This window comes from Legionella pneumophila subsp. pascullei, from assembly GCF_900637585.1.
Lineage (GTDB): Bacteria > Pseudomonadota > Gammaproteobacteria > Legionellales > Legionellaceae > Legionella > Legionella pascullei.
Map to the genome: position 1 here is coordinate 2,796,409 of NZ_LR134380.1, position 11,708 is coordinate 2,808,116.

The following is an 11,708-nucleotide window of genomic DNA, read 5'->3' on the forward strand; positions in this document are numbered from 1 at the left end:
TGAAGCTATCTATCTTTTATCTGGTACATTAATACACATTATGCCTAACACTGCAAAACATGAAAAACTCATCTCTTGTGTTGTTCCTGTTTTTAATGAAGAGGCACTTATCGCTGAATTCATCGCCGCATTGGATAAAACCCTTAAGAGCATAGCTTATCCTTATGAGATCCTGCTGATCGATGATGGAAGTCAGGATAATACTTTCGTGATCATTCAAACATTAAGAAAAAAATATTCTCTTCGTTGCATTCGTTTCAGTAGAAATTTTGGCAAGGAAAAAGCACTCAGCGCAGGACTGGATCATGCACGTGGAGATGCTGTGATCTTATTGGATAGTGATTTCCAACATCCGCTGGAACTATTAAGTGAATTTATCGCCAAATGGGAAGACGGTTATGATATGGTTTATGCCGTGAGACAAAATCGTTCTGACGAATCGTGGCTGAAACGAGTTTGCGCCAAAACGTTTTATCATCTCACGTCCAAAATAAACCGTATTAATATCCCGGCAAATGCAGGTGACTTTAGATTGCTCGATAGAAAAATTGTCGATGCGCTACAAACACTTCCTGAACGTAATCGCTTCATGAAAGGCTTATACAGCTGGGTCGGTTTTAAACAAATAGCCGTGCCATTTAATGTGTGCCCCCGTAAATCGGGTAGTTCACAATGGAGTTTTTATTCTTTACTGGATTTGGCAATTACTGGCATAACATCGTTTACTGCTTTTCCTCTAAGAATGATTTCCCTGGGAGGGATGGGGGTAGCTGCCCTGGCCCTTATTTATGCCGCCTGGATTGTATTAAGCACACTAATCTTTGGCATTGAAACCCCTGGCTGGGCAACAATAGTCACTGCAATTAGCTTTTTTGGCGGATTGCAATTATTTGCTATCGGTGTAGTTGGAGAATACATAGGCCGTGTTTTTGATGAAGTGAAACACAGACCTCACTACATTATCGATGAAGAATCCAGCTTTGATGATCATCGTACTTAAATTATCCCATCGATTAATTTATTTGAGCCTGTTGTTAAATGGACTTTGTATTCCTTACAATCTTGTATAAATCCATCACTCAAAAAATAATTTAGCTCTCTGGCTCGTGCTGCTGCAATAATGTCACTATTCCAATCACCTTCACCAGGATGACACATGATTAAGGTATTTGTCGGAACGTTGTCTAACCATTGCCGGAATAAGGATCTGTAGTTCGTTCGGTCAGAAAAATCGTAAATTCCCGCAAAACAAGGATTATGAGGGATATTTGTTTTCTTTAACTGGCTACTGAAAGTTTTACCACCAGTTATTCCCAGAATTTTTGATTTTGCCTGATATCGTGGCATGTTAACAGAAGGGTAAGTGGAACGAATAAAAATGCTCTTTCCCTTTAATCGCTGCTCATAAATATCAATAATAATTCGTCTAATGGTAGGAAACTGATGAATATGCTGATGACCATCTATAAAATCTGGCAACTCTCCCATAACGTTTATGAAATGATCCAATTGAGTATTCAATTCATCAGAAATTAATCTTGAATTCAAGATACCTAAATGCGACCTAATGAGTAATTCTTTTAAACCGAAACAACGTTTTTCGGGAAGAGACAGAAAATAACCTTCTGTGAGATTAAAATGCAAGCCTGAGCGAACTTCATTTTTCAATGCCAATAGATCCTTGGCATGAGCCTCAAAAGAACTGGCATTGACAATACAGCTTACCGCGGATAAGCGCTGTAAACGAGCCACTTTTAAAATACCTTGGGTAATACCATGATTAAGGCCAAAATCATCAGCGCACAAGAATATATTTTTCAGATCACTCATTAAAAACTTCTAATTCCAAAAAAAGTTATAATATCAGGACTTACGAAAAACCCTAAGATCAAGGCAAAAAATGTTGTTAATGAGGGAGTTTAGATAAACTAAATGACCGAATTAAAAACATTTTTTAACAAAGAGATTGGGGGGGGCGTAAGTCCTGAATATATTATTACCCCTATCCTTTTTGTAGTAATAACCAGAATAATTATCTGGTAAATCGATATTAAAGGATATATAGAATCAATTCGGAATAACTAGGCGGTCTCAGGTTGTTGCGTTTTTGCAACAAACAGACGAGTAGTCAATAAATTAATACAAAGCCCACTAATCACCAGTAATCCGGCAACCAGCTTCCAAAGATAAAATGGCTCTCCCAAAATAAAGACAGAACTCAAAATACCTACAACCGGAACCAATAAAGTGAAAGGTACTACCATGCCAACAGGATAACGGCTTATCAACCAATTCCATACCCCATAACCTACCCAAGTTGAAATATAAACAATATAAAGCACAGAAAGAATACCTTTCCAGGTCATATGTTCATAGGTTGTTACAAAACTTGCCGGTCCTTCAAAAACCAAAGAAAGTATAAACATGGGCAAGCAGGCAATAAAACTACTCCAAACAATCACAGCAATCAGATTGACAGAATGAATTTTTTTCGTAATGAGATTGCCAACGCCCCAGGAAGCTGCTGCAGCAAGAATACATAAAAATCCCATTAAAGACACATTGTGGTCGAAATGTAAGGCCACTACACCAATACCTATAAATGAAATCAAAGCCCCTATTATCTGGCCAATTTGAGGTTGTTCTCCTAAAAATATTATTGCAAAAAACATACTGAAAAAGACTTGCACTTGCATGAGTAAAGAAGCCACCCCTGGAGTCATACCCACTCGCAAACCAATAAAAAGCAATGCAAATTGCAAGGCAAACATGATTAACCCATAACCAGCAATAATCTTAAAAGGCACAGCAGGGGGTTTGATAAAAAATACAGCAGGGACACTGGCTAAAAGAAATCTTGCCGCGCAAAGAAGCAGTGGAGAAAATTCTTCAAGACTAAGCTTGACGAAAATAAAATTAATTCCCCAAACGAAAACAACCAATAGAGCTAACAAGAGATGTGCAAAAGGCATGACTGAGTCAACTTTTATAAAAATCCCTTTATTTTAACCTATAAACATAAAATTTGCTAAGAAACATTAACAATTGAACAAATAAAAACCAAATTATTTTAGCACATTAGTAGGAATTCTAAAAAAAACCATAGTATTATTTATGTTTTTGGTTTTTAGGAAACCCAAATGTACTTTATTAATACTCTCTTAAGTTTTTTCTGCTAAATTTATGCTAGTTCTAAAAATACATTGACTTTTTTTGCTCACAATGGGGAATTAAATGGCCAAGACTATTACAAAAGACAGTTTCTTTCATAGCCGCTTACAACAATTTGTAGCTAATTCTCTTTTTCCAGCAGGGGCCGGTGATTGGTATAAAAGCAAAGGCTACGGAAAAAAGGGCGAAGTCGATGACGAAGCCCCTTTTAGAGATTTCGTTGAAAAACAAAAAACTGACAAAAAATCACACTATTATAAAGAGTTTCAAGGCCTGGATTTAAGTCTGAAAAAAGTAAAAACAAAGCTGGTTTCTGGTGAATCATGCCAGTTGGAAGTCATGAAATGTCAACCAGAGTCTCATGAGCCTAAAAAGCCAGGCACTGGAAAACACATTGTCTATTTTCCTGGAGCAAATACTTACTACCAAGCCTGTTTTCGTGATATCAGCGCAGCTTGCAAGGAAACTGGAGCAACAGTACATGCTTTTAATTTTCCAGGAACAGGGCTTAGTTCAGGAAAGGTTAGAGAGGCGAATGACTTAATCAATGCCGGTATTTCTGTAGTATCTTCTCTGATTAAACAAGGCGTGCACCCAGACGATATTATTTTGCAGGGGGATTGCTACGGAGCAAGCATTGCATTAGAGGTAAAAAAGCAATTAGAAGACCAGGCGGACATCAAAGTTCGTGCAATCATGAACAATGTTTTCAAGTCATTTAAAGCAGCTGTTTGCGATATGATTACCCAATCACCATGGCTACCTAATATATTAAAAAGCATTGTTAAAAGATTGTTAGAATTTACCGGCTGGCATGTTACTCCAGGAAAAAAATATAGACATGCTGATCCTTACCAATGTCATATTCAACACTTGGGAGATCAAACGCTAGAATCTTCAACATTGTCAGGTAAAGTCAGCAAATATCAACATGAAATACAAACTGGGCAAACCAAATCTCAAAAACGGGCTCCCATCACAGATACTTGTCCAGAAGAGTATCGAAAGGATCGTGATGAGCTGGATAGGAAACATTATGTCCGAGTCAAGGAAAACGCTAAAGAACGTTTGGCTTCCAAATTTGGAGTAGATAAATTTGGAAGAGTCAACGCTCACTTTGCTGATTTGTGTGAGCTGGAAATGTTGGATGGACAATCAGTGTATCAAGGTTTTGTCAATGACTATATTACCAGATCGAATGCTTATATCGAAAAACACCCTCAAAAAGGTATTAAAGACATTCAACATGATTTAAGTAAATTACATTACTTACAACCAGCTGATTCAATAGAGATTACTGAAGATGAGGCTCAGGATTTTAACACGGTAGTGGATCTTATTACGGAAGAACAACAACTAAGGCATGATCGATTCAATGATAATACCATGGGTAAAAGTATCTCTTTGTAATTGAAAGTGCTGACTGGCAGAAATATTCAGTTTTTGCCAGTCAGTTGTCTGGAACAAAATCCTTGCGCTTCAACCCCTAGAGCGCTATTAAATTTACTTGACATATTCTGAAATGCAATAAGTGCTGTCAATTCAATGATTTCCTGTTCAGAATAATACAATTTCAATTGATAGAAACACTCATCGTCAGGATGACGATCAGAATAAGTTATTTTTTCAGCATAATCCAATGCCGCCTTTTCTTCTGGTGAAAATAAAGGGGAATTCCTCCAGTTCACTAATTGATTATACTGTGCTTCACTTCCAGCCCTTTTAATCAAAGTTGCTGAATTAATATCAATACAAAATGGGCACCAGTTAATTTGAGAAACCCTGACTGTAATGAGAGAGCGTAATATAGGGGAAAGTGGTGATTTTTTTCTGTCTATCACGCCATACATAGCAGCAACTGCTAAAAATAACTTGGGAATTCTCGCCCAAATCAAAGCAGGTTCAAGTATTTGACCGTATTTTCTTTTTTGATTCCAGAAGAATGGTTTTAAATACCAGGGAGTTTTCTTGATATTTTTTTCCAAAATTCTCATGCATAATTATCCTTTTAATGAATACTGAATTAATAGCATGGAATAAGAATGAAAGAAATTATTTTGGCAACCAGCAACCTTGGAAAAATAAAAGAATTAGAACAATTACTCGCCCCCACAATATGCATTTCTCAAGCTGACCTGGGTATATCCGATGCAGAAGAAACCGGGTTAAGTTTTATAGAAAACGCTATTCTCAAAGCCCGTCATGCCAGTTCCTTAACCAATAAACCAGCTTTAGCCGACGACTCGGGGCTTGTAGTCCCATCTTTAAATGGAGAGCCAGGCATCTATTCAGCACGCTATGCTGGAATAAAGGCAAATGATGAAGACAATATTCAACAATTATTAAGGAAAATGGCCGATTTATCCCAAGAACAAAGGCAAGCCTATTTTTATTGCGCAATAGCGCTAATGCAACATGCCAAGGATCCAACACCGCTAATTGCTACAGGAGTATTTCATGGCGCCATTAGCACGAAGCCTTCCGGAACAAATGGTTTTGGGTATGATCCAGTATTTTATCTCAACGAATATCAATGCACAGCCGCTGAATTACCTGCTAAAATTAAAAATAGGATTAGTCATCGCGCAAAAGCCTTAAACCAATTACGCGCCCTTCTTCCAGATTAATATGAACAGTGAAGTAGATACTCTTTTTGCACAAGCCTATAAGCTTCAATATGAAGGCCAATTACCTCAAGCCATTAGCTTATATGAACAAATACTTGCCCAATCGCCAAAACATACGGAAACTCTGCATTTCCTGGGATTAACCTATGCGCAACTGGGTGATATGGAAAATGCCATTTTGTATTTTTTACAAGCCAGAACAATGAATCCCAATGACGTTGGCATACTCAATAATCTTGCCAACGCTTATAAAAAGACCGGTCAATTAGAAGAAGCGATTAAATACTACCAGCAAGCCATTGAGATTAAGCCTGAGTATGCCCAGGCTCATAATAATCTGGCAGCCACCTACGCACTGCTTAACAATTACCAGAAAGCCTTACATCATTATGTGATTGCAGTGAATACAGAACCCGATTTTAGTGCAGCCCACTTTAATTTAGGTTTGTTACTACTCAAAAATCAACAATTGTCTGCTGCCAAAACACAATTTAATAATGTGATCGCGCTAAATCCTAACCACAGAGAAGCCCAATTTTATTTAGGTATCTTGCATTTGGAAGACAATTTACTCGTGGAAGCAGAACAGGCATTTCATAAAGTGTTAGAGCAAGATCACGAGCATGTCCAATCCTTAATTAACTTAGGCGTGATCGCTTTGAAAAGAGAGCAAAACCAATTAGCTGTTGATTATTTCACTAAAGCATTGGCTTTGGATAATGAAGACATTGATGCACGCAATAATTTAGCAGCTACCTTCATGCATCATGACCGATTTGAAAATGCCCTCATGCATTATGATGTTTTACTTAAAAAAGAACCTAATAATCTGGAGTATTTATATAATTCCGGAGTTGCTCAAATGGCGTTGGGCCATCTCAATGAAGCCACCCTTTTGTTCGATCAGATTTTAATATTACAAAGTGATCACACTCCATCTTTGAATAATCTGGCCGCTATTTATTTAAAAATGGAGATGCGTGAGACCGCTCGTGAATATCTTGAGCGTGCTCTGGCAATCAACCCCAATGATGTGGTCAGTAAACATATGTTGAATGCCATTACAGGCGCAACGAGCGTTAATACTACAGAAAAATATGCCCAAAATTTATTTAATAATTATGCCTTGTATTACGATCAACACATGCAGGGCGAATTACACTATAAGATTCCACATCACATTGGCCGTCTCATCCATCAACTTCAACTTTTGCAAACCAGTCGTTCTTTGGACTTAGGCTGTGGTACCGGATTGACAGGTATTGTGCTCCGTGAAATAAGCAAACACTTAACCGGAGTAGATATAGCAGAAAAAATGATAGCTCGAGCAAAAGAAAAAAACATTTATGATCTTTTAGTATGCTCGGAATTAATCAATTTTTTAAGAGAAGATAAAAACGATTACGATTTAGCAGTCGCTGCAGATGTCCTACCCTATTTCGGTAATCTGGATGATATTTTTAATTACATCAATCAACATCTGAAGCAAGAAGGATATTTTATTTTCACAACCGAAATCAGCACAACAATTCCATGGAAACTAGAAAGCAGCGCTCGATTTAGCCATCACCCCGAATACATAGGGAGTTTAATCAATAAATACCAATTTCATCTTATAAAACAAGAGAAAATACCAGGCCGCACCCAAAACAAACAAGTGCTGGAAGTCATGTTATATTGCCTTCAGAAATCAACCTCTTGTTTTGTTTCCAGCAGGACTGCTCAAATCTGACAAACCCTGAAAAGGATAACACTATATTGAATTTTTCATATTTCTAAGCACTAAAATGGCAAATCCAGCTCGGAATCCAATCGCTGAATTTGTTTCTTAAACAAATCCTGAATTTGCTCCAGATGATCTTGATCTGTTGCCTCAAAACGTGCGACCAGACAAGGAGTTGTGTTTGATGCGCGTAACAACCCCCATCCATTCGGAAATTCAACACGCAAACCATCAATATTCAAAATCCTGCCCTCAGGGAAATCAGCCTGCTCACTAAAACGCTGAATAAAATCAAATTTTTCTTCATCAGTAATCGCTATTTTTATTTCAGGTGTATTGACACTGTTAGGGATCAACTCAAATTGTTCACTGACAGTCAAATGGGAAGAGCTGATAATCTCCAACAACCGGCAAGCACTGTATAGTGCATCATCAAATCCATACCAGCGATCTTTAAAGAAAAGATGCCCGCTCATCTCGCCAGCCAAGATGGCTTGTTCTTTTTTCATGATGGCTTTTACTATTGAATGTCCAGTTGGACACATTCTGGCGACCCCACCTGCAGCCTGGATTTCTTTCTCCAAATGACTGGAGCACTTCACATCAAAAACAACAGTAGCTCCCGGATGACGACTTAAAATCTCTCTTGAGTAAAACATCATTAAACGATCAGGCCAAATCACTTCGCCTTTATTAGTCACCAAGCCAAGTCTGTCGGCATCTCCATCAAAGCCCAAACCAATATCGGCTTGATGATTAGCCACAGCTGCTTTTAAATCAACCAAATTGGCCTCTATGGAAGGATCAGGGTGGTGGTTGGGAAATCGACCATCAACTTCACAATACAGAGGAATAACTTCGCAGCCTAATTTCGAAATAACTCTGGGAATAACTGGGCCCGCCACACCATTTCCGCAATCAACAACTACTTTTAAAGGACGTTTCAAACGAATATCTCTTAGGATACGCTGAATGTAATCCTCTATCACGTCAAAACTCGTTTCTTCGCCACAGCGAGCTGACGGCGTGGCGTCATCAAGCAGCGCATAAAGTGTATCTATCTCTTCGTGAGTTAATGTTTTTCCAGCCAATACTAACTTGATCCCATTATAATCAGCAGGATTATGACTTCCGGTAATCATCAATCCAGAATCAATCCCTTGAGTATGGGTAGCATAATACATGACCGGTGTAGCAACAGCCCCAAGATCAATGATGTCTATTCCACCATCTAATAAACCTTTTTTTAAGGCCATAGCCAATGCAAAGCTAGTCAGGCGTCCATCGCGAGCTACAAATATTTGTTGACGATTTAATTTCTGCAAATAACACGCAATGGCCAAGCCAATGCAATAAAAGGAACTTTCATCCAATTCTTTACCGATAATCCCTCTTATATCATAGGCACGAAAAACAGAGCGAGGAATTTGTTTTTGTTGATAACTCATTTAATATCTCCCGGAGCTGCCAAAACCACCTTCTCCTCTGGAGCTTTCTGTAAATTGATTGACCACTTCAAAAGTAACCTGTACCACTGGAATAAAAACTAATTGAGCAATTCGATCACCAGGATTAACAGTAAAATGTTCCTGGCCCCTGTTCCAACAAGAAATTTTTAATTCACCCTGATAGTCCGAGTCAATTAGTCCCACAAGGTTACCTAAAACAATACCATTTTTATGGCCTAAACCGGATCTTGGTAAAATCACTGCTGCCAACTTTGGATCGGCAATGTAAATAGAAATGCCTGTGGGTAGCAATACAGTTTGCTGAGGCGCAATTTGCATAGGTTCTGAGATACAGACCCTTAAATCCAGTCCGGCGGATCCATCAGTGGCATAAGCAGGTAATGGAATGGTATCACCTATCCTTGAATCCAGAATTTTTAACTGAATAACTTGATGCATAATAATTCTCAATAGTTTTATTGCGCCTAATTTTGCAGACTTGCTGCAAGGATTGCAATAATTTGGCCCGCCAGGCGTGTTTTATGGGTTAATGGCAGCTCTATTTGTTTCTTTTTTGTAATCACTGTTACTTGATTTACATCACTATCAAATCCCATCCCCTTGCCTACCTGATTGGCGACGATCATATCTAGTTTTTTATTTTCCATTTTTTCTTTTGCATAGGAAATGACATCCGTTGTTTCAGCGGCAAACCCAACAACAAAGGAAGCTTTACCACTTTTAGCCACTTCAGAAAGAATATCGGTATTTCTAACAAGCTTAAGAGTTAATTCAGAATTCTCATTTTTTTTCATTTTTTCCGAGGCAGGGTTCAGCACTCTATAATCCGATACAGCTGCTGTTCCAATAAATAAATCCCCTTGTTGTAAATGCTTGTTCACTTCTTCTAACATAGATTGCGCCGATTCGACTCTTATTAACTCGATATCCGAAAACGTTTGTAAATTACAAGGACCACTAATTAATGTAACTTGTGCCCCTGCCATAACGGCGGCTTCTGCCATTGCAAAACCCATCTTTCCTGAGCTGTAATTGCTTAAATAGCGAACCGGATCAATTGACTCGCGAGTAGGACCCGCAGTAATCACAATTCTTTTGCCATGCAATAGTTGATTCACATCCAGTAATCGCAAGGTACTCACAATTTGATCTGCTTCACTGACTCTTCCCAATCCATGTTCCCCGCAAGCCTGAGGGCCTTCCTCAGGCCCGACAAAAATCACACTCCGTTCTTTTAATAATTCACAATTTGCCTTAGTTGCTGGATGTGCCCACATGCTTCTGTTCATAGCAGGACAAACAATCACTGGTGTTTCAGCAACAAGATATAATGTTGAAAGCAAATCATCAGCAATACCTTGAGCCATTTTGGCGAGACAATTTGCGGAAGCAGGAGCAATTAGCAAATAATCAGCCCATCTGGCCAATTCAATATGTCCCATAGCTCGTTCGGCTTGAGTATCGAATAAATCGATCCTCACTTCATTGCCTGATAGTGCCTGCATCAATAAAGGATTAATGAACTGTTGAGCTGAATGAGTCATTACAACCTTCACATCGGCCCCTAAACGAGTTAATTCTCTAACCAGATGAGCGGATTTATAAGCAGCAATGCCGCCACAAACACCAAGTAGAATTTTTTTATTGATAAAATCTTGCATGGCTCACCATTTTTGATAAGAATAATGCCGATCAAAGCACAAACTTCGCGATAAAGGAATATAAAAGGAATACAAAATGATGTTTGCCCAAACAGCGCAGCAACTTGACTTGCGCGAAAAATTACTTATTAATGGAGTAAAAAGCCTCTCTGATGTCGAACTCTTAGCCGTTTTTATCAGTTCCGGTAACAGTAAAAAATCCTGTTTGCAATTAGCCTACGAGCTCACTAAACACTTAGGTAATTTACGTAATATCCTCAATACTGATCTGCGAAATTTTAAATCAATCCAGGGATTAGGAGAAGTTCGCTATGCGCAACTTCAGGCTGCGAAAGAAATATGTCATCGAAGTGATTTCATTCACCTGCAAAAAGAAATCCGCTTATCTAACACGCAGCAAACTTATGCTTTTTTAAAAAAGCGATTGCGAGACTATAAAAATGAAACCTTTGCCGCGCTCTTTCTGGATAACCAACATCGAATTATTGCTTATGAAGAATTATTCTCTGGAACCATCAACACAGCAACAGTCCATCCCAGGCCTATTGTAGAACGTGTACTGCAATTAAATGCTGCCGCTTTAATTCTGGCACATAACCATCCCTCGGGTTTGTCTGATGCAAGCGAGCAAGATTTTGCCATTACAGAACGCATTCGAAATGCTTTGGATCTCATTGATACCCGCTTACTTGATCACATTGTCATCGGGGATAATGAAGTGTATTCCATTTTTGCTGAGAACAAATGGGTATGTAACTAGTTCTGGCTCACATCATCTGATTTAATGGATTAAAAATGCTCCAACCTTTTAATACAGATTTTATAAAAAATCGTTCGTTGCAATTTATTTTTGTAATAGGATTAATTTCTGATATCACCCTAGCCGGAACGATAAAACACATAGTATTTCTCTTTGGATTCCCCTATTTAAGCTCTGTTGGTCTTTATTGTCTAATGAACCGTAAAAAAACACCTGTTAAAACAAGAATCAGTGAGCAATACCGGCCAAAGCAGAAAAAAATTAGCAGATGAGTCCTTAAGGTTTTCTTAAGGTTTA

The 11,708-nt window shown here is 38.4% G+C and carries 12 protein-coding genes; 6 read left to right on the top strand and 6 right to left on the bottom strand.

What is annotated here, in order from left to right:
* The first annotated feature begins 40 nt into the window (after positions 1-40).
* Entirely contained in the window at positions 41-1,000 is a 960-nt protein-coding gene (locus tag EL201_RS12590) for a glycosyltransferase family 2 protein (RefSeq protein WP_027222582.1), read from the top strand.
* On the opposite strand, the gene EL201_RS12595 is transcribed toward EL201_RS12590, so the two are convergent.
* Entirely contained in the window at positions 997-1,830 is an 834-nt protein-coding gene (locus EL201_RS12595; RefSeq protein ID WP_027222583.1) for a ChbG/HpnK family deacetylase, read from the bottom strand. The two genes, EL201_RS12590 and EL201_RS12595, sit on opposite strands and share 4 nt — an antisense overlap.
* Before the next feature lie 251 nt (positions 1,831-2,081).
* Positions 2,082-2,972 carry an EamA family transporter gene (locus EL201_RS12600; protein ID WP_027222584.1) on the bottom strand — a complete coding sequence of 297 codons (891 nt, stop codon included), beginning with the start codon at positions 2,970-2,972 and terminating at the stop codon, positions 2,082-2,084.
* Positions 2,973-3,234: 262 nt separating this feature from the next.
* On the opposite strand from EL201_RS12600, the gene sdbB reads away from it, so the two are divergent.
* Complete coding sequence (gene sdbB, locus EL201_RS12605; RefSeq protein WP_027222585.1) at positions 3,235-4,581, top strand: Dot/Icm T4SS effector SdbB; 1,347 nt, start codon at positions 3,235-3,237, stop codon at positions 4,579-4,581.
* Positions 4,582-4,607: 26 nt separating this feature from the next.
* Here the strand turns inward: sdbB and EL201_RS12610 are convergent, their stop codons facing one another.
* A complete protein-coding gene (locus tag EL201_RS12610) occupies positions 4,608-5,165 on the bottom strand; it encodes a carboxymuconolactone decarboxylase family protein (RefSeq protein WP_027222586.1) in 558 nt (185 codons plus the stop codon).
* A gap of 48 nt (positions 5,166-5,213) precedes the next feature.
* Here EL201_RS12610 and rdgB point away from each other — a divergent pair, with 48 nt between their 5' ends.
* Together rdgB and EL201_RS12620 are read left to right on the top strand one after the other, a co-directional pair.
* On the top strand, positions 5,214-5,798 hold the full coding sequence (gene rdgB, locus EL201_RS12615) for an RdgB/HAM1 family non-canonical purine NTP pyrophosphatase (protein WP_027222587.1): 585 nt from the start codon (positions 5,214-5,216) through the stop codon (positions 5,796-5,798).
* 1 nt (position 5,799) lies between these two features.
* Entirely contained in the window at positions 5,800-7,530 is a 1,731-nt protein-coding gene (locus EL201_RS12620; RefSeq protein WP_027222588.1) for a tetratricopeptide repeat protein, read from the top strand.
* Between the two features lie 50 nt (positions 7,531-7,580).
* Here EL201_RS12620 and EL201_RS12625 read toward each other — a convergent pair whose 3' ends face one another.
* The 3 genes from EL201_RS12625 to coaBC are packed head-to-tail and all read right to left on the bottom strand — an operon-like array spanning position 7,581 to position 10,651.
* A complete protein-coding gene (locus tag EL201_RS12625; protein WP_027222589.1) occupies positions 7,581-8,969 on the bottom strand; it encodes a phosphomannomutase/phosphoglucomutase in 1,389 nt (462 codons plus the stop codon).
* Positions 8,970-9,428, bottom strand: coding sequence for a dUTP diphosphatase (dut, locus tag EL201_RS12630; RefSeq protein ID WP_027222590.1), 459 nt, complete (start codon positions 9,426-9,428; stop codon positions 8,970-8,972).
* 26 nt (positions 9,429-9,454) lie between these two features.
* Positions 9,455-10,651 (bottom strand): bifunctional phosphopantothenoylcysteine decarboxylase/phosphopantothenate--cysteine ligase CoaBC, encoded by a 1,197-nt coding sequence (coaBC, locus tag EL201_RS12635; RefSeq protein WP_027222591.1) that lies wholly within the window; start codon positions 10,649-10,651, stop codon positions 9,455-9,457.
* A 76-nt stretch (positions 10,652-10,727) separates the two neighbouring features.
* On the opposite strand from coaBC, the gene radC reads away from it, so the two are divergent.
* Both radC and EL201_RS12645 read left to right on the top strand, forming a co-directional pair.
* On the top strand, positions 10,728-11,411 hold the full coding sequence (gene radC / locus EL201_RS12640) for a RadC family protein (RefSeq protein ID WP_027222592.1): 684 nt from the start codon (positions 10,728-10,730) through the stop codon (positions 11,409-11,411).
* Between the two features lie 35 nt (positions 11,412-11,446).
* Positions 11,447-11,683, top strand: coding sequence for a hypothetical protein (locus tag EL201_RS12645; protein WP_027222593.1), 237 nt, complete (start codon positions 11,447-11,449; stop codon positions 11,681-11,683).
* Positions 11,684-11,708: the final 25 nt, after the last annotated feature.